Source organism: Streptomyces sp. NPDC001513, assembly GCF_042894695.1.
Lineage (GTDB): Bacteria > Actinomycetota > Actinomycetes > Streptomycetales > Streptomycetaceae > Streptomyces.
This window is the reverse complement of the sequence record NZ_JBIAVU010000003.1, coordinates 528,227-546,125: the sequence shown is the minus strand read 5'-3', so window position 1 is coordinate 546,125 and position 17,899 is coordinate 528,227. Positions and strand designations below refer to the sequence as shown.

19 protein-coding genes are annotated in these 17,899 nt (G+C 72.3%); 7 read left to right on the top strand and 12 right to left on the bottom strand.

What is annotated here, in order from left to right:
• The first annotated feature begins 34 nt into the window (after positions 1-34).
• Positions 35-1,579, top strand: a complete 1,545-nt coding sequence (locus ACFYZ4_RS09050; RefSeq protein WP_351293026.1) for a S8 family serine peptidase — start codon at positions 35-37, stop codon at positions 1,577-1,579.
• A 76-nt stretch (positions 1,580-1,655) separates the two neighbouring features.
• On the opposite strand, the gene ACFYZ4_RS09045 is transcribed toward ACFYZ4_RS09050, so the two are convergent.
• The 3 genes from ACFYZ4_RS09045 to ACFYZ4_RS09035 are packed head-to-tail and all read right to left on the bottom strand — an operon-like array spanning position 1,656 to position 4,388.
• Entirely contained in the window at positions 1,656-2,699 is a 1,044-nt protein-coding gene (locus ACFYZ4_RS09045) for a zinc-dependent alcohol dehydrogenase family protein (protein WP_351293028.1), read from the bottom strand.
• Between the two features lie 55 nt (positions 2,700-2,754).
• Positions 2,755-3,444 (bottom strand): lysoplasmalogenase, encoded by a 690-nt coding sequence (locus ACFYZ4_RS09040; RefSeq protein ID WP_390783426.1) that lies wholly within the window; start codon positions 3,442-3,444, stop codon positions 2,755-2,757.
• A complete protein-coding gene (locus ACFYZ4_RS09035; RefSeq protein WP_351293030.1) occupies positions 3,441-4,388 on the bottom strand; it encodes a sterol desaturase family protein in 948 nt (315 codons plus the stop codon). The genes ACFYZ4_RS09040 and ACFYZ4_RS09035 overlap by 4 nt, the downstream gene beginning before the upstream one ends.
• A gap of 114 nt (positions 4,389-4,502) precedes the next feature.
• Here ACFYZ4_RS09035 and ACFYZ4_RS09030 point away from each other — a divergent pair, with 114 nt between their 5' ends.
• Positions 4,503-7,622 (top strand): NACHT domain-containing protein, encoded by a 3,120-nt coding sequence (locus ACFYZ4_RS09030; protein WP_390783425.1) that lies wholly within the window; start codon positions 4,503-4,505, stop codon positions 7,620-7,622.
• Between the two features lie 22 nt (positions 7,623-7,644).
• On the opposite strand, the gene ACFYZ4_RS09025 is transcribed toward ACFYZ4_RS09030, so the two are convergent.
• Genes ACFYZ4_RS09025 through ACFYZ4_RS09010 form a run of 4 tightly spaced genes read right to left on the bottom strand, consistent with a single transcriptional unit; the run spans position 7,645 to position 11,880 of the window.
• Positions 7,645-8,871, bottom strand: coding sequence for an amidohydrolase family protein (locus ACFYZ4_RS09025; RefSeq protein ID WP_351293034.1), 1,227 nt, complete (start codon positions 8,869-8,871; stop codon positions 7,645-7,647).
• On the bottom strand, positions 8,871-10,172 hold the full coding sequence (locus ACFYZ4_RS09020; RefSeq protein WP_390783424.1) for an amidohydrolase family protein: 1,302 nt from the start codon (positions 10,170-10,172) through the stop codon (positions 8,871-8,873). The genes ACFYZ4_RS09025 and ACFYZ4_RS09020 overlap by 1 nt, the downstream gene beginning before the upstream one ends.
• A 12-nt stretch (positions 10,173-10,184) precedes the next feature.
• A complete protein-coding gene (locus ACFYZ4_RS09015; RefSeq protein WP_351293038.1) occupies positions 10,185-11,069 on the bottom strand; it encodes an SDR family NAD(P)-dependent oxidoreductase in 885 nt (294 codons plus the stop codon).
• Between the two features lies 1 nt (position 11,070).
• On the bottom strand, positions 11,071-11,880 hold the full coding sequence (locus tag ACFYZ4_RS09010) for an acetoacetate decarboxylase family protein (RefSeq protein ID WP_390783423.1): 810 nt from the start codon (positions 11,878-11,880) through the stop codon (positions 11,071-11,073).
• A gap of 125 nt (positions 11,881-12,005) precedes the next feature.
• On the opposite strand from ACFYZ4_RS09010, the gene ACFYZ4_RS09005 reads away from it, so the two are divergent.
• The 5 genes from ACFYZ4_RS09005 (at position 12,006) to ACFYZ4_RS08985 (ending at position 15,710) form a co-directional block, all read left to right on the top strand.
• Positions 12,006-12,629 (top strand): TetR/AcrR family transcriptional regulator, encoded by a 624-nt coding sequence (locus ACFYZ4_RS09005; RefSeq protein WP_390783422.1) that lies wholly within the window; start codon positions 12,006-12,008, stop codon positions 12,627-12,629.
• A 76-nt stretch (positions 12,630-12,705) separates the two neighbouring features.
• Entirely contained in the window at positions 12,706-13,683 is a 978-nt protein-coding gene (locus tag ACFYZ4_RS09000) for a DEDDh family exonuclease (protein ID WP_351293044.1), read from the top strand.
• Positions 13,684-13,797: 114 nt separating this feature from the next.
• Positions 13,798-14,031, top strand: a complete 234-nt coding sequence (locus tag ACFYZ4_RS08995; protein WP_030716941.1) for a hypothetical protein — start codon at positions 13,798-13,800, stop codon at positions 14,029-14,031.
• A 125-nt stretch (positions 14,032-14,156) separates the two neighbouring features.
• Entirely contained in the window at positions 14,157-14,945 is a 789-nt protein-coding gene (locus ACFYZ4_RS08990) for an SURF1 family protein (protein WP_351293047.1), read from the top strand.
• 9 nt (positions 14,946-14,954) lie between these two features.
• Positions 14,955-15,710, top strand: a complete 756-nt coding sequence (locus ACFYZ4_RS08985; RefSeq protein WP_351293049.1) for an SDR family oxidoreductase — start codon at positions 14,955-14,957, stop codon at positions 15,708-15,710.
• Positions 15,711-15,743: 33 nt separating this feature from the next.
• Here the strand turns inward: ACFYZ4_RS08985 and amaP are convergent, their stop codons facing one another.
• Genes amaP through ACFYZ4_RS08960 form a run of 5 tightly spaced genes read right to left on the bottom strand, consistent with a single transcriptional unit; the run spans position 15,744 to position 17,890 of the window.
• Positions 15,744-16,301: an alkaline shock response membrane anchor protein AmaP gene (amaP, locus tag ACFYZ4_RS08980; RefSeq protein ID WP_351586708.1), complete on the bottom strand. Its 558-nt coding sequence runs from the start codon at positions 16,299-16,301 to the stop codon at positions 15,744-15,746.
• A gap of 5 nt (positions 16,302-16,306) precedes the next feature.
• Positions 16,307-16,861, bottom strand: coding sequence for a DUF6286 domain-containing protein (locus tag ACFYZ4_RS08975; protein ID WP_390783421.1), 555 nt, complete (start codon positions 16,859-16,861; stop codon positions 16,307-16,309).
• A 14-nt stretch (positions 16,862-16,875) separates the two neighbouring features.
• Complete coding sequence (locus ACFYZ4_RS08970) at positions 16,876-17,244, bottom strand: hypothetical protein (protein ID WP_351293055.1); 369 nt, start codon at positions 17,242-17,244, stop codon at positions 16,876-16,878.
• A gap of 7 nt (positions 17,245-17,251) precedes the next feature.
• The gene (locus ACFYZ4_RS08965; protein ID WP_351293057.1) at positions 17,252-17,437 is read right to left on the bottom strand and encodes a hypothetical protein; all 186 of its coding nucleotides are present in this window, start codon (positions 17,435-17,437) and stop codon (positions 17,252-17,254) included.
• Between the two features lie 15 nt (positions 17,438-17,452).
• Positions 17,453-17,890, bottom strand: coding sequence for an Asp23/Gls24 family envelope stress response protein (locus ACFYZ4_RS08960; RefSeq protein WP_351293058.1), 438 nt, complete (start codon positions 17,888-17,890; stop codon positions 17,453-17,455).
• Between the last annotated feature and the right edge of the window lie 9 nt (positions 17,891-17,899).

Sequence of the window (17,899 nt, the reverse complement as noted above, 5' to 3'; positions counted from 1 at the left end):
CGGACGGCTTTTCCAAAGATGATCTGGAGAACCCATGGCTCATCTGGGATCCGTCCGCCGGCGCGCCCTCGCCGTGCCGGTCGGCCTGGCGCTCACCGCCTCGCTCGCCTTCCTGCCCTCGGTCGCGGCCTCCGCCGCGCCGCTCGGCAACACGGCGGACGCGGCGACGGCCTCGAAGCCCGCGGCCTCCGGGCCCAAGCTGTCGTACGTGGCGAACCTGAACGCGTACGCCACGGTGAAGGCGGCGAAGAAGGCCGTCGAGCGGGCCGGCGGAACGGTGGTGACGGCCTATGAGCAGATCGGGGTCGTCGTCGCACATTCCCAGAACCCGGACTTCGCCAAGCAGCTGCGCGCCCAGCGCGGTCTGTTCGTGTCGGTCGGCGCCACCCGGACGGCCCCGATGCAGGCGGTGCAGACCACCGAGGAGGGCGCGACGCAGCGGTTGAGCGCGGCGGACGCCGCCAAGGCCGCGGCGCTGGCCCAGGAGGGTCAGGAGCCGCTGGAGCCCAACCAGTGGGACCTGCGGACGATCAAGGCCGACGAGGCTCACAAGATCAACGATGGCAGCCGGAACGTCACCGTGGGCATCATCGACACGGGTGTGGACGACACCCACCCCGATCTCGCCCCGAACTTCTCCAAGGGCCAGTCGGCCAACTGCGTCGGCGGCGTCGCGGACACCACCGAGGGCGCCTGGCGTCCGTACCCCGACGGCAGCGACCACGGCACGCACGTGGCCGGCACCATCGGCGCCGCGCGCAACGGCCTCGGCATCAGCGGTGTCGCACCGGGCGTGAAGATCGCCGCGATCAAGGTGAGCGAGCCCGGGACCAGCCTCTTCTACACCGAGGCGGTCGTCTGCGGCTTCATGTTCGCCGCCGAGAAGGGGATCGAGGTGACCAACAACAGCTACTACGTCGACCCGTACCTCTTCAACTGCAAGACCGACGACGACCAGAAGGCGCTGGTGGAGGCCATCGGCCGGGCCACCAGGTACGCCGAGCGCAAGGGCACGCTCCACGTGGCCTCGGCCGGCAACTCCGACCAGGACCTGGCGGCCGACTCCCTCGTCGACGAGACCAGCCCGAACGACACCACCCCGGTCCCCCGCACCATCGACCCGAGCGTCTGCCTGGACCTGCCCACGCAGCTGCCGGGCGTGGTCACCGTCTCGGCCACCGGCGACAAGGGACTGCGCTCGTACTACTCCAGCTACGGCCTCGGGGTCGTGGACGTCGCCGCCCCCGGCGGCGACAAGTGGCAGGTCCCGGCCACCCCGGACGCGAACGGGCGCGTGCTGTCGACCGTCCCGGGCGGCGGCTACGGCTACAAGCAGGGCACCTCGATGGCCGCCCCGCACGTCGCGGGCGTCGCGGCGCTGCTCAAGAGCGCCCACCCGGGGGCCACGCCCTCCCAGCTGCAGGCCATGCTCAAGGCGCAGTCCACGAAGGCGGCCTGCCCGACGCAGATCTACGACGCCGCGGGCGCGCTGGTCGACGCCACCACGTGCAAGGCCAAGTGGGGCCAGACGGGCTACTACGGATACGGCGTGGTCGACGCGCTCAAGGCCGTGAAGTAGCCCTGCGGCAGGAACGGAGCACGTGAACGGACGGTGGGGCGGGGATCACCCCGCCCCACCGTCCGCTTCACCGGTGTCAGGGCTTGATCAGCACCTTGAGCGCGCTGCGGTCGTCCATCGCGCGGTAGCCGTCCGGGACCTCGTCCAGGGACACGGCGCGGTCGAAGACGGGCGACGGGTCGATCGCGCCGCTGAGCACGTCCTCCAGCAGCTCCGGGATGTAGGCGCGGACCGGGGCCACGCCACCGCGCAGGGTGATGTTCCGGTCGAACATCACGCCGAGGTCGAGGCCGGTGCCGCTGCCGTGCGGGACGCCGACGTAGCCGACGGCCCCGCCGTCGCGGGTGATGTTCACGGCGGTGCGCATGGACTGCTCGGTGCCGACCGCCTCGATGACCGCGTGGGCGCCCCGGCCGCCGGTGAGCTCGCGCACGGCCGCCTCGGCGGCCTCACCGCGCTCGGCGACGACGTCGGTGGCCCCGAAGAGCCGGGCTATGTCCGTACGGACGGTGTGGCGGCCCAGTGCGATGATCCGCTCGGCGCCCAGGCGCTTGGCGGCGAGGACACCGCACAGGCCGACCGCGCCGTCGCCGACGACGGCGACCGTGGAGCCAGGGCGGACCCCCGCGCCCAGCGCGGCGTGGTGGCCGGTGCCCATGACGTCGGAGAGCGCGAGCAGACCGGTCAGCAGGTGGTCGTCGGAGACGGCCTCGGCGGGCAGCTTGACGAGGGTGCCGTCGGCGTGCGGGACCCGGACGGCCTCGCCCTGGCCGCCGTCGTGGCCGACCGAGCCCCAGAAGCCGCCGTGGTCGCAGGAGGTGAAGAGGCCCTCCTTGCAGTACTCACAGGTGCCGTCCGACCACATGAACGGGGCGACGACCAGGTCGCCGGCGCGCACGCCGGAGACGTCGGAACCGGTCTCCTCGACGATGCCCAGGAACTCGTGGCCGATGCGCTGGCCGGGCTGGCGCGCGGCCTCGCCGCGGTAGGCCCACAGGTCGCTGCCGCAGATGCAGGCGCGCAGGACGCGGACGACGGCGTCCTCGGGGCGCTGGATCGCAGCGTCGGGCACCTCCTCCACACGGATGTCGTGAGGGGCGTGGATGACGGTGGCGCGCATGGTGGTGCAGTCCTCCGGCTCGGGGTTGTTCAGTCTTGTACGACTGAGGACCGTCCTACGGTACGCCTGCTTCCCGGGTGGCTGTCGAACCGGTGGCCAGGAGGTACTGGGCGGCCACGTAGGTGGCCATGATCCAGAAGTCCGGGCGGGGCAGCTGGGGCCAATCGGCGACCCCGGAGGCGATGAGGGTGTCGGAGAGCAGGAACAGCGCCCCGCCGATCCCGGCCCGCAGGCCGAGGGCGCTGGAGCGGAACGCCATGGCGGTGAGCAGCAGGCTGTAGCCGGCGACCGGGATCCGCAGGTCGGCCGGCAGGTCGGACCAGAGCAGGACGACGGTCCCGAGGAGGGCGACTGCGTACGCGCCCCCGAGCAGCGGGTTCGCGGGCCGCTTGCCGAAGAGGACGAGGTAGCAGACGTGCCCGACGGCGAAGGAGCCCATGCCGACGAGGAAGGCGGGCTCGGCGTCGAAGAGCAGGGCCAGATCCCCGCCCCAGCCGAACAGCAGGGCGGCGACGAGCAGCCGGGGCGCGCCGCGGGTGATCACGTAGGTGACGAGCAGCGGCATCAGCAGCGGTTTGGCGATGAGGTGCCCGGGGTGCCAGTCGGCCAGCAGGGAGACGAGGTCGACGGCGGTGGCCGCGGCGAAGGCCGCGAGGGCGAGGCGGCCGAGGCGGTCCCGGTCGGCCGGCGCGCGGCCGGCGGCCCAGGAGGGGGCCGGGCGTTCCGGGGACGGTGCGGTGCTCACGCGGTGGTCTCCCGTACGGAGGGGCGGGCGTCGGCGGGGGCGCCCACGGCGGGCGCTTCCGCGACAGCGGAGGCGGGGGCGGGGGCTTCCGTGGCAGCGGCGGCGGTCGCCGGGGCGGCGGGCTGCCAGCCGGGGCCGCGGAAGACCCGTCCGGCGCGCTCGCGCCAGTTCGCGGCGGCGCGCACGTCCCGCGCGATGGCCGCGTACTCGTGGGTGGCCACGCGCAGCGGGTTGTGGGTGCCGATGTTCTTGGTGAGCCCGTAGACGGGCCGCTCCGTCTCCCCCACCCAGGAGCCGAACATCCGGTCCCAGACGATCAGGATCCCGCCGAAGTTGCGGTCCAGGTATCCGCCCTGCGAGGCGTGGTGGACGCGGTGGTGGGAGGGGGTGTTGAAGACGTACTCGTAGGCCCGGGGCAGCTTGCCGATGCGCTCGGTGTGGACCCAGAACTGGTAGAGGAGGTTGAGTCCGTAGCAGAACGGGATCGCCGCGGGGTGCACGCCGAGGGCCACCATCGGGAGGTAGAACCACCAGGTGGTGGCGCTGGTCCAGGGCTGGCGCAGAGCCGTGGTGAGGTTGAACCGCCGGCTGCTGTGGTGCACCACGTGGCAGGCCCACAGGATGCGGATGACGTGGTGGAGCCGGTGCTGCCAGTAGTAGAGGAAGTCCTGCGCGAACAGCATCAGCAGGGCGGTCCACCACAGGAACGGCACCCGCAGCGGGGTGAGTTCGTAGACCGCGGTGAAGACGGCGACGACCGGGATCTTCCACAGCAGGTCGAAGCCGATGCTGCCGAGCCCCATGGTGATGCTCGTGGCCGCGTCCTTGGTGTCGTACCCGGCCGCGTCCTCGTCGGGATGGATCCGGTAGCTCACCACCTCCAGGACGGTGAGCAGCACGAAGGCCGGTATGGACCACAGCACGACATCGGGCAGGTTCGGCATGAGCGCACCATAGAGGCGCCTCCGGGGGCACCGCTAGAGGTTGTTACCGATCGGTATCCATCGGTGTTACCAGCGGTTCGCGAGATGATGTCCGGGCCAAGGGGAGGGCGGGGTATGACGGGCATCGAGACGGTTCTCTTACGGGTGGCCGGGACGGCGGCGAGCGCCCTGGTGAGGTCCGCCCTGTCCCGGGCCCCCGGCGCGAGCCTGACGACGGACCCGGCCCGCCCGGTGCCGCGCTGGCGCAAGCCGTCGGCGGAACTGGGGGAACGGGAGTTCCGCCGGCTGGCGAGCACCTTGGCGGAGCGCCTGGGCAGGGCCACCTCCGGACTCCCCGAGCACGAACGCCTCGCGGCCCTGGACGCGGTGGGCGACGCCTTCGCCGCACTGGGCAAGCTGGACGCGGACGCCCTCTTCGCGACGGACCTGGACCCGGCGACCCTGGCGGCGGCGGTACGGGAGCACACCCCGGCGGCGGGCCTGGGCGAGGGCGCGGAGCGGGCGTACGCGGAGCTCGTCGGCCTGTGCTGCGTCCACGCGGTGGAGTACTTGACGACCCTGCCGGGGTTCGGCGCCCGGGCCGATGTGGAGCTGGTGCGTCGTACGGGCCGGCTCGAACGGCACATGGACCGGATGGCGGAGCGGCTGGCGGCGACGGCGGAATCGGAGGCCTACCGCTTCGAGCAGAAGTACGCGCAGTACGTGACGCAGACCCACGGCCGCCTCCAGCTGTTCGGGCTGACCACCGGCCGGGCGCGGGAGGAGTGGCCGCTGGACCTCGCCTACATCAGCCTCACGGTGAGCGGCGAGCAGCAGCTGATGCCGGGCGAGCCGGGCATGCACCAGAGCCAGGTCAGAGCGGAGCACGCCCTGGGCTCGGCGGACCGGGTGCTGCTGCGCGGCCCGGCCGGCTCCGGCAAGAGCACGCTGGTGCAGTGGCTAGCCCTGAACGCGGCCCGGCAGGTGCAGGGGCCGTGGTCGACGTGCGTGCCGTTCGTCCTGCGCCTGCGGGCCTTCACGGCCGCGGAGAACCTGCCGCTGCCGGAGAAGTTCCTCAAGGCCTCGGGCGTGCCGCTGTCGGCCCCTGCCGGATGGGCCGAGGAACTGATGCTGAACGGCCGGGCGCTGGTGCTCGTGGACGGGGTGGACGAGGTCCCGCAGCGGCTGCGCACCCGCACAGAGACCTGGCTGCGGTCGCTGATCGCTGCGTTCCCGAAGGCGCGGTACGTGGTGACGACCCGCCCGTCGGCCGTGCCGGAGGACTGGCTGGCGGGGCAGGGCTTCACGCCGCACGCGTTGCTGCCGATGGAGTTGGACGACATCCACGCCTTCGTCTCGCACTGGCACCGGGCGGCGCGCGCCGAATGCCCCGGCGAGGACCTGGACGCGTACGAGGCCTCGCTGCTGGAAGCGGTGTCGGCCCGCCGCGACCTGGCCCGACTGGCCACCAACCCCCTGATGTGCGCACTGCTCTGCGCGCTGAACCGAGACCGCCGGATGCACCTGCCTCGGGCCCGCAAGGAGCTGTACGACGCTGCCCTGGACATGCTGCTGGTCCGGCGGGACACGGAACGGGAGATCAGCGGGGTCGAGGGCGTCTACCTCACCCGCGACGAACAGGTCCTGCTGCTCCAGCGGTTCGCGTACTGGCTGATCAGGAACGGCCAGGTGGAGGCGGACCGGGACGAGGCCGTCGAGATGGTGGGCGAGTGGCTGAACTCGATGCCGCAAGTTGCTGCGCAAGGCGGCGCAGAGCAGGTCTTCACCCACCTGTTGATCCGCAGCGGCCTCCTGCGCGAGCCGGTTAAGGGCTCGGTGAACTTCGTCCACCGCACCTTCCAGGACTACCTGGCCGCCAAGGCTGCGGTGGAGTCCCGTGACTTCGGCGTGCTGGTGAAGAATGCGCACGACGACACCTGGGACGACGTCGTGCGGATGGCCGTGGGCCACGCCCGCTTGGACGAACGCACCCGCATCCTGCGCGGCCTCCTGAAACGTGCCGACAAGGTCAAGGGCGCCCGCAACCGCCTGATCCTGCTGGCCGCGACCTGTTTGGAACACGCCCCGGAGCTGGACCCGGCGATCCACTCTGACATCGGGTCCCGCACGGCAGACCTGCTGCCGCCGTTCACTCTCGCCGAAGCCGACGAGCTGGGCAAGGTCGGCGAGCTGGTCCTGGATCTGCTGCAAGGACCAGCAGAGCTGAACGAGCTGGCTGGCAGGGACGAACACATGAGTGAAGCGGCAGCCGCCGCCACCATCCGCACCGCCGCCGTCGTCGGCACCCCGCGCGCGCTGGAGTTCGTCTCGAAGTTCCGCAACGATATGCGCTTCGAGGTGTGCCACGAACTGTCCGGAAGCTGGCGCAGGTTCGACGCCGAGGCCTACACGGACGCCGTGCTAACCGATGGTGCGCTCGGCCCCGTGGCCTTCCTGCAGGTACACACTGCGGACCAGCTGGCACAGTTGCCCAGGCTGCGGCACCTCAACCGCATCCGCCTGGAGGGCAAGCACGGGATACCGCCCAGATTGCTGGACCACGAGGGGTTGGAAGAACTCTTCTTCGCGTCCAACCCCATGCTGGACGACCTGTCCCCGCTCTCGGCTTTCCCCGGGCTCAAGCTGCTCGGCTTCGACGCCTGCTCGGCCGTCGACCTGAGCGGCGTCCGGGACCTCCCGTTGGAGACCCTGTACCTCTACCGCATGCCCAACGGACTGGACCTGACGCCGATCGCCGAGCTTGTCCAGCTGTCCCATCTGGGCCTGGACTTCGCCCCGGAAGCCGCCTGTGTGGAAGACATACCACTTCCCGCGCCCTTGTCCGGCCTCGGCCTCTACGCGGGCGCCGGGCACATGAGCCTACGGGGAATCGAAGACTGGAGCGGCCTGGAGTGGCTGACGGTGACTGGACCTACGCAAGCCGCCGAACTCGCTCGGATCAGCCCTCCAAGGCTCCGCACCCTGCAGCTCCTCAACCATCCCTCACTCGAACCCGCCTCGCTTGCGCGCTACGGGGCCCTGACCGACCTGTACATCAGCACATGCACGCTGACGAGCGGTCTCGAACCCCTGCGTGAACTGCAGCACCTGACGCACCTGAGCATCCACCAATGCGGTCCGGCGATCGACCTGACCCCGCTGGCGGACCTCGATCAGCTGCGCATCGACCTCACTGCGAGTACTCCTGTGCTGGGAACCGGCCTCTTCCCGCCGGGGAAGCTCAGGTCATACTGATCCGCCCCGGCGGGAGCCCGCGTCACCAGACCCGGACCGAGCCGCCCTTGGCGAAGGCCGGGCTGGTGGCCTCCGGGGGCACGGTCGTCAACGGCTCGGCGATCTCCGAGACCAGCGGGCCGTGTTTCGCGGCCAGCGCGTCCAGCAGGGCCAGGTCGAAGCCGTAGACGCGGGCCGCGTTGCCGCCGGCCATCGCCGCGACCTCCTCGCGCGGGAGACCCGCGTAGGCGATGCGGAGGCCTTCGCGGGAGAAGGGGGTGGTGCCCTCGTCGTGCGGGTAGTCGCTGCCCCACATGATCTTGTCGAGGCCGATCCGGTCCCGGAGCGGGACCTCGTGGGGGCGCATGAAGCTGGCCCCCACGAAGCAGTTCTCCCGCCAGACCTCGCTCGGGCCGCTGCCCATCGACTCCGCGAGGCCCGCCCCGAACTTGGCCTCCGCCGTCGCCGAGGCCGCGACCAGGCGGCCGTGGTAGTAGTCCAGCATCTCCAGCACGCCCGGGATCCAGCCGGATCCCTGCTCCGTCAGGACCAGTTTGAGGCCCGGATGACGGCGGAAGGCGCCGCCGAAGATGAGGTGCCACAGGGCGCGGTGCGAGAACCACGTGGTCTCCACCATGAAGACCGCGCGGGCGGCCGGTTCGTCGCCCAGCGGCGGGGACGCCGAGCCGCCGTGGTGGTTGACCGGGACGTCCAGCTCGTCGCATACCGCCCAGATGGGGTCGTACGCCGCCGAGTACAGCTCCGGGACCGGGGAGCCGGGCGGGACGCCGGGCAGCAGGATGCCGCCCGTGAGGCCCGCCTCCTTCGTGCGGCGGATCTCCTTCACCGCCGCGTCCACGTCGTTCAGCAGGATCTGCACCACGCCCGCCCGCCGGCCCGGTGCGTCCGCGCAGAAGTCCGCCAGCCAGCGGTTGTGCGCCTGGAGGCCGGCCCAGCGCATCTCGTACTCGGCGGCCGTCGGCGGCTGCGCCATCAGCGAGGCCTTGGGGAAGAACGGCGGGATGGTGTTGGGGAAGACGACCTCGGCGACGATGCCGTCCGCCTCCAGCTCCGCGAGGCGCCGCGCGGAGTTCCAGTTGCGGTCCGCCGTGTCCGCGAGGAGGTCCTCGTACGGGTTCACGTAGCCGGCGGCCCAGACGTCGAAGTCGTCGTGGTGCCGCTTCTCCAGGTACGGCTTGTAGTCCAGCAGGTCGGCGCCCGCGTGGCAGTCCGCCGAGATGACCGTGTAGCGGTCCTGGTCGTCCGTCATCACGAGACCCCCAGTACCGGGAAGTCGCCGCCGGTGAGCCAGTGGCGGCCCGTCTCGCGGGAGCGGGCCCAGGAGGCCGCCACGGCCGCCTGGTCCGGGGACTGGCCCAGCTCGGCCGGGGTGGGGCCGATCCGGCGGGCGATCGGGGCCAGCTTCGCCGTGTCGAAGCCGAAGACCTCGGCCGCCGCGAGGCCGAGCATCCGGCGGGTCTCGTCGACCGGGATGTCGTGGAAGGTCTTGCGCAGCCAGTTCCGGGTGTCGGGCCAGGTGCCCTCCGGGTGCGGGAAGTCCGAGCCCCACAGGATGTTGTCCACGCCGATCTCGTAGCGCTGGGCGAGTTCGCGCCGTTTGGTGTTCGTCGCGCAGACGAAGACCTGGCGGTCCAGGTACTCGCTCGGCGGCCGCTTCAGCTCCTCGAACGGGGAGAGCTTCTTGCCGCCGTGCGCGCCGAGGTAGAGCCGGTCCATGAACCACAGCTGGTTCGGCAGCCACCAGCAGCCGGATTCGGCCACGCCGAACTTGAGGCCCGGGTGGCGCTCGAAGACCCCCGACCAGAGCAGGAACCACAGCGGGCGGGCCGGCCACCAGGTGACCTCGGAGACGAAGATGCCCAGGTGGTCGCCGTACTCGTGGCGCGGCGAGGACCCGGAGTGGGTGACGATCGGCATCCGCGTCTCGGCCGCCGCCGCCCACACGGGGTCGTAGCGGCGGTCGTGGTAGGGCGCCTTGTCCACCCACATGGCGGGGATCATCAGCGCGCCCAGGCCGGATTCCTTGGCCCGGTGGATCTCGGCGACGACCTTCGACGGCTCGCCCGTGATGGGGAGCAGGGCGACCCCGCAGTGGCGCTCGGGATTCTCCGAGACGAACTCCGCCAGCCAGCGGTTGTGGGCCTGCGCGCCCGCCATGCCGAGCTCGGGGTCCTGGTCGCCGGAGAGGCCGAGGCCCACTCCGAAGGGGGCCGCGGTCTGGCTGTCGACGGCGTCCGCGTCGGGGAAGACGACCTCGGCGGCCACGCCGTCGCCGTCGAGTTCCTTCAGCCGCTGCCCGGTGTCCCAGCCGCCCCGCAGGCCTTCCTCGTGGTCGTGGAACCACTTCTCGGCGAAGGCCTCGTTGCGGACGCCGAGCCGGGTGGCTTCCGCGCGGCGGGCGTCGCGCTCGCCGAGGAACTCGTCGAACCGGGGGTGGAAGCGGGAATCGAGATAGGGCCGGTACCGCTCCGTGGGCAGGCCCGCGTGGCAGTCGGAGGAGATGATCAGGTACGGGTCTTCGTACGGTGTGTCACTCGCTATGTCACTCACGACGAACGCCCCTCAGTCGAGGATGAAGCTTTCCAGGTAGGCGGGGTTGGCACGGTCGAGCATCGACTGCGACCGGGCCCGGATCTGCCGGTCGCTGTGCTCGCTGGCCGGGAGCATCCAGAAGCGGTCGGCGCGGATGCCGTCGAGGACGTGCTCGGCGACCTCCTCGACGGGGGTGAAGTCCACCTGGTGGCCGGCCTTCCGCATCGCGGCCTCGTACTGGTCGAGGCTGCGGTACGGGGACTTGCGCGGCCGCTCCTTCGCGTACCGCTCGGGCCGGTTGCGGTGCGACTCCCACAGTCCGGTGCGCAGCATGTGCGGTCCGGGGAAGAGGACGGAGGCCCCGACGGCGGCGCCCTCCGCCTTGAGGTGGGCGTAGAGCGACTCGGTCATGGTGACCACGGCCGCCTTGGTGACGGCGTAGACGGAGGCGGTGGGCAGGGGGGCGATGCCGCCGTCGCCGGAGGAGGTGTTGACGACGTGGCCGGGCGCGCCGCCCGCGATCATGCGGGGGACGAAGGCCTGGATGCCGTGGAAGACGCCCCACACGTTGACGGAGAAGGCCCATTTCCAGTCGTTGGGCTCGTGCTCCCACATCCGGCCCTCGGCGCCGGAGCCGACGCCCGCGTTGTTGCACAGCACGTGCACGGCGCCGAAGGTCTCGTACGCGGCGTCGGCCAGCGCGGTCACGGAGTCGCGGTCGCCGACGTCGACGAGCCGGGCGAGCACCTGGGCCCCGTCCGCGGTGAGCTCGTCGGCGGCCTTGCGCAGGGCGCCCTCCTCCACGTCGGCGAGGACCACCTTGAGTCCCTCGGCGGCGAAGCGGCGGGCCATCGCGAGGCCGATGCCGCCGGCGGCTCCGGTGACGACGGCCACCTGTCCGGATTCGATCCGCATGTCAGCCCCTCCCCCCTGACGATCCCTCCGGGGGCGCGTCGAGGATCTGCATCGGGTCGTCGTAGCGCTGGTGGATGTACGGGAGCAGGGCCTGGGCGCTGACCCGTTCGACGACCCGGCCCTTCTGGTCGGTGGTCTTCTCGCCGATGGTGATCTCCACGATCCGGCGGACGGGGAGGTCGGCGATGGGGTCGAACATCGACTCGCGCAGGACGATGTCCCCGGTGATGTGCTCCAGCTTGCGGACCTTCTCGTTGCGCGTGCAGTGGACGAGGACCGGGGCGGCATCGAAGCCCGAACCGTCCACGGCCGGAAGGAACTTGAAGTAGAAGTCGGTCTTCTGGGTGGGCTCGGGCAGCGGCAGCGCGCGGTCCACCGCCCCGCGCACCTCGACGAAGGCGATCCCGTGCCGGGCGAGGACGGCCCGGACGACGAGGCCGTCGCGTTCGACGGTGACCTCGCCCAGCTTCTTCGGCTCGCCGAAGACCTCGCGGCCGCCGATCAGCGCGCGCTCGTGGGTCATCGGCATGACCAGCGGGTACCAGCCCTCGACCCCGCCGTGCTGGGCGGCGACGGCCACCGAGCCGGCGCCGAGCGGGTAGCCGGGCAGGTCGACCTTGCTGATGTTGGCCCGTACGAGGGGCCGGTCGGCCGGCTTGAGGGGCGGCGGCAGGACCGCCGCCACGACGTCGGGGTCGCTCTCCCAGACGGCCACCACCCCGGTGGACCAGATGTCGGGGAGCTTGGAACTCTTCTCGCGCGACGCCGCGATCTCGGCCTCGGTCCGCGCTCCGTACCGTACGCGTGCCATGTGTCGCCCCATCCCTCGTCATTGAGCGGAATCGGTTCTGTAACACAGTTACACCGCCACCGATGAAGGGTAAAGACCCGTGCACCACCGGAACTGACACTCCGACAGATCGGCGGCCCGAAGCCATGGTCAGATCAACGCTGACCCGCGACGAGGTGCTGGACGCCGCCGCGTCCCTGGTCAAGCAGCACGGTCCGGCCGCCCTCACCATGCGCAAGCTCGCCGCCGAACTGGGCACCGCGGTGACGTCCATCTACTGGCACGTCGGCAACCGCGAATCGCTGCTCGACGCCCTCGTACGGCGGACCGTGGAGGAGATGGGCGCCATCGGGCCCGTCGGCCGCACCCCCGCCGACCGCATCCTGTCGGTGGCCCGGATCCTGCGCCGCGAACTGCGCGAGCGCCCGCACCTGATCGCGATGGTCCACGAGCGCGGCCTCACCGAGCGGATGTTCCTGCCCGCGCAGCAGGCGCTCGTCCACGAGGTGCACGCCGCGGGACTGCGCGGCGCCCGCGCGGCCGACGCGGTGCGCGCGATCCAGTTCCAGATCGTCGGCTTCCTGCTCGTCGAGCGCAACCGTGAGCGCGCCCCCGCCCAGTCCCCGGCCGAGAGCGAGCTCTGGGACCCGGCCGCGGCCCCCCACGACCCGGCCCTCGCCCGCGCCCTGGCCCGCCCGGCCGACCCGGAACGCCTGTTCCTGCTGTCCGTACGCGCCCTGACGACCGCCCTGCTGAAACCCGGCGCGTGAGCGCCGGCGAAACGGGGCGCGGAACCAGGGGAGGAGGCATCGCGGCAACGGCTGTCAGTTGGGGCCGATATCCTCTGTGACCATGCTCGACGACCGTACGACCGCAGAGACGACGTGGCCGACCGCCTACCCACAGGGGTACGCGGTCGTCGACGTGGAGACGACCGGGCTCGCCCGCGACGACCGGATAGTCTCCGCCGCCGTCTACCGGCTCGACGCGCAGGGCAATGTCGAGGACCACTGGTACACCCTGGTCAACCCGCAGCGGGACCCGGGACCGGTGTGGATCCACGGGCTGACGAGCGAGGTGCTCGCCGGCGCCCCGCTCTTCAAGGACATCGCCGAGGAGTTCGCCGGCCGGCTCGCGGACCGGGTACTGGTCGCGCACAACGCCATCTTCGACTGGCAGATGATCGCCCGGGAGTACGCGCGGGCCGCCGAGACCGCGCCCGTCCGTCAGCGGCTGTGCACCATCGCCCTGTCGAAGGAGCTGAACCTCCCGCTGCCCAACCACAAGCTGGAGTCGCTCGCCGCGCACTTCGGCGTGGTCCAGCAGCGCGCCCACCACGCGCTCGACGACGCCCGGGTGCTGGCGGAGGCCTTCCGTCCGTCGCTGCACGCGGCCGCGCAGGGCGGCGTACGGCTGCCCCTGCTGGAGTGCCGGCCGCTGACGGAGTGGTCGGACTCGGCCGCCGCCCCGCGCGTCGGGTACCAGTCCTCGTACCGGGGCAGCGGCTGGCGGCCCTCGCGCAAGCGGCCGCCGTGCCCGCACCCGAATCCGGGGCGCTACAAGGACGGCGAGCCGCTGAAGCAGGGCATGCGGATCGCCTTCTCCGGTGACACCTCGGTGGAGCGGGAGCTGCTGGAGGACCGCGCGGTCGAGGCGGGTCTGCACATCGCGACGAGCGTGTCGCGGCTCACCAGCCTCCTGGTGACGAACGACCCCGACTCGGCGACGTCGAAGACGGTCAAGGCGAAGTCCTTCGGCACGCCGGTCGTCGACGAGGCCGCCTTCACCCAGCTGCTGCGGGACGTGGCCCCGGCGGAGTGCTGAGCCCGAGCGCCTGAACGGGGACGGGGAAGTGCCGTTGCGCCGGCCGGGTGCAGGCGCGGCGACTCACCCCGCTGGATCTTGTTCCGCTCCCTCGCCGTGCGCAGCATTCGGCGCATGGCACGTTGTGAGGTCTGCGGAAACGATTACGGCATGTCCTTCGAGGTGCACGCGCAGGGCGCCGTGCACGTCTTCGACTGCTTCTCCTGCGCCATCCACCGCATGGCGCCCGTCTGTGAGCACTGCCGGGTCTCGATCATCGGGCAGGGCGTCGAGGTCTCGGGGCAGTGGTTCTGCGGGGCGCACTGCGCCCGCGCAGAGGGGAAGGTGGGCATCGTCGACCGCGTCTGACTCCCCCGTCTCCTCCCTGTCTCCTCCTCGTCTCCTCCTCGTCCTCTCCTCCCGATCCCGTACCCGTGACCCCGGACGGCCACCCGGCCGCCGGGGTCCTCCGCGCTGGGGGTACCGTCGTGGGCGTGTACCGCTTTGTGCTGACCCGGCAGTGGGTGTGCCTCACCCTCATCACCCTCGCCCTCATCCCTGTGATGATCAAGCTGGGGTTCTGGCAGTACCACCGCCATGAGCACCGGGTCGCGCAGAACCAGCTGATCGAGGCGAACCTGCGGGCCAAGCCGGTCCCCATGACCGAGGTCACCTCCCCCGGGCACCGGGTCCCCCGCGCGGACTTCTGGCGCGCGGTCACCGCGACCGGCACGTACGACTCCGCGCACGAGGTCGTCGTACGGATGCGCACCGACAACGACGACAAGGTCGGCTTCCACGTCCTGACCCCGCTGGTCCTCTCCGACGGCCGGGTGGTCCTGGTCAACCGGGGCTGGGTGCCGGGCGGCGACGACCCCCGCGCCTACCCGCCGGTGCCGGCCGCGCCCGCGGGCGAGGTCACCGTCACCGGCCGGCTGAAGGCCGACGAGACGAGCGGCGGCAGCGGCATCAAGGACCGCAAGGGCCTGCCCGACCGCCAGGTCATGCTGATCAACAGCGCGCAGCAGGCGCAGTACCTGGGCAAGCCGGTCCTCGGCGGGTACCTGGAGCTCACCGCCCCGTCCCCCGAGGCCGGCCCCGAGACCGTCGCCGATCCCGACCACGACTCGATCGGCCCCCACATGGCGTACGCCGTCCAGTGGTGGCTGTTCGCGGCCGCGGTGCCGGTGGGCTGGGTGGTCCTCGTACGGCGGGAGAAGCGCGACCGCGAGGAAGCGGCGGCCAAGGCCGAAGCCGTCGAACAGGAGCCCGCGACGGCGTAGCGTGTCGGCATGGATCTTGGACTGAAGGACCGTGTCTACATCGTCACCGGGGCCACGCGCGGCCTCGGCTTCGCCTCCGCCCGGGAACTGACCGCCGACGGCGCGAAGGTCATCGTGACGGGCCGGGACGAGAAGCGGGCGGCCGACGCCGCCGCCGCGCTCGGCCCGGACGCCGTGGGTGTGGCGGCGGACAACTCCGACCCGGCGGTGGCCGGGCGGCTCGTCGCCACCGCGCGCGAGCGCTTCGGCCGTTTCGACGGCATCCTCATCAGCGTCGGCGGCCCGACCCCCGGTTTCGCGGCCGACAACACCGACGAACAGTGGTCGGCGGCCTTCGAGTCGGTCTTCCTGGGCGCGGTGCGCCTCGCGCGGGCGGCGGCGGCCGAGCTGGGCGAGGGCGGGGTCATCGGCTTCGTCCTGTCGGGCTCGGTCCACGAGCCGATCCCCGGGCTGACCATCTCCAACGGCCTGCGCCCGGGCCTGGCGGGCTTCGCGAAGTCCCTCTCGGTGGAGCTCGGCCCGCGCGGGATCCGCGTCGTCGGCCTGCTCCCGGCGCGCATCGACACCGACCGCGTACGGGAGCTCGACGCGCTCGGCGGTGACGCCGACGCGGCCCGCGCCGGGAACGAGTCCCGCATCCCGCTGCGGCGTTACGGCGCCCCGGAGGAGTTCGGCCGCACGGCGGCCTTCCTGCTGTCCCCGGCCGCCTCGTACCTGACGGGCGTCATGCTCCCCGTCGACGGCGGCTCCCGCCACGGCTTCTGACCCACCGTGGGCTCCGCCGCGTCCGGACAGGGCCTAGGTGACCCGCTGTGCCCGGTGTGACGTGACCTTGAGGCGGGCCTCCGTCGGGAGTTCGGCGAGGCCCGCCGAGGTACGGGCGTGGGTCAGGACCGGGCCGGCCACGGCGGCCAGCGTGTCGGCGGGGACCGCGTGGGGTTCCAGTTCGAGCGCGACCCGCAGCGCGGGCGATCCGCGCCGCCCGCGCAGGGCGACCCGGCAGCCGGCGACGCCCTCCAGCGCGCCGGCCTCCGCGGCCACCGCCTCCTCCAGCGCGCGCCCGCGCAGCAGGGCGAAGGCTCCGTCCCCGGTGTCCACGACCACCGCGGGCAGCCGCGGGCGCCTCAGCTGGGACAGCAGCCACCACAACGCCAGCAGTACGACCACGCCGAGCCCGGCGAGCACCGCCCACCACACCCAGCCGTCCGCGTGCCAGTACCGGTGCCGCGCCTGGGCCGTCAGCAGCGGCGCGTGCCGCCCGTGCAGCGGCCACCAGCCCGTCAGCAGCACGATCCCGGCCGCCAGCAGGGCCGCTCCGGCCACCGCCAGCAGGATCCGGTTCACCACCCCGAGCATCCCGCTCACCTCCTGACCCGTACGCGCGCCCGCGGCGGGCGCGCGAGGCCCAGTTCCTCAATGCCAACGGCGAGCACGGCGTCCAGGTCGGCCCGTACGTCGTCCAGCTCGCGGAAGTGCGAGGTGGCCCGCACCCCGACGTGGGACCGGCCCACCTTGACCCGGACCGAGCGCACCCCGGACACCTCCATGGCCCGGTCCCGCAGGACCTGCGCGGCGTCCTTGCGGCCGAGCCCGGCGTGTACCGCCGCGCCCTGGCCGGGCGTCCGCATGGTCAGGATCCGGCGCAGCCCGGGGGTGAGCGCCAGCAGCAGGAGGACCGCCCCGGCCACGGCCAGGGCGGCGCCGGTCAGCTGCACCGACAGGTCGGCGGGGGTCGCCGTCTCCAGCCAGTGGGCGAGGTCGCGGCGCCAGCTCATGGCGGGCCGGCCGGACCGTACGGCGGCCAGGTCGTACAGGAACAGGCCCGCCACCCCCAGCACGGCCAGGGCGGTGAGCGCGGCGGGCACCCGCCGGGCGGAGCGGAACCGGTGGGCGCGGCCGGGTCCGGGGGCCGTCACGGATCCGGGGGCCGTCACCGGAGCCGCCGGTCCCGCCCCGCGGCGGTCCGGGTGTGGGCGGAGTGCAGGTGTTCGACCTCGATGTCCACCTCGGGCACGGACATCTGCGCGCACTCCTCGACGCGCTGGGCCACCCGGGCGCGTACGGCGGCGCACTGGGCGGCGACGTCGGAGGGGTAGCCGAGCTCCAGGCTCACCCGTACCCGCGCGATGTCGTGGTGGACGGTGACGGTGGCGTGCGGGGGTGCGCCCGAGGGGGCGTCGAGGGCCTCCCTGGCGGCCTGGGCGGCGATCTTGGCGACGACCCGGTCGGCGATGAGGGTGGACCCGCGGTCGGCGGCGGCCACCCGCGGTGGGGTGGCCCGGGGCTGAGTGGTGCTCATCGGCCCCTCACCCGCGCCTGTCGTCACGTCGGCGGAACAGGTCCCCGGCGTCCATGTCCCCGTCGAGGAAGCGCCCGACGACGAACCCGAGGGCGCCGAGGGCCGCCACCAGGAGGAAGGCGCCGAAACCGCCGAAGTACCCGGCGAACGCCAGGGCCATTCCGGCGAACAGGCCGGCGATCGCCATGCTCATTACGGCTCCTCTCGGCTAGTGAAGACGGGTCTCCGGCTCCTCGTCGGGCTCATCGGGCAGCTTGACGTCGCTGACGGCGATGTTGACCTCGACGACCTCCAGGCCGGTCATCCGCTCGACTTCCGAGATGACGTTCTCACGGACCGCCCGTGCCACGTCGCGGATCGACACGCCGTAGTCGACGACGATCTCCAGGTCGAGGGCGGTCTGGACCTCGCCGACCTCCGCCTTGACGCCGCGGCTGACGGCGGCCTTCTGGCCGCCGGGCACGCGGTCGCGGACCGCGCCGAAGGTACGGGAGAGGGCGGTGCCGCTGCCCATGGCGTGTACGCCGACGACCTCGCGGGCGGCCAGCCCGGCGATCTTCTCGACCACGCCGTCGGAGATGCTCGTGCGTCCCCGGTCGCCGGGTTCCTTGGCGGAGCCACCGCCGCCTGATGAGAATTCGGTCATGGCGTGCCC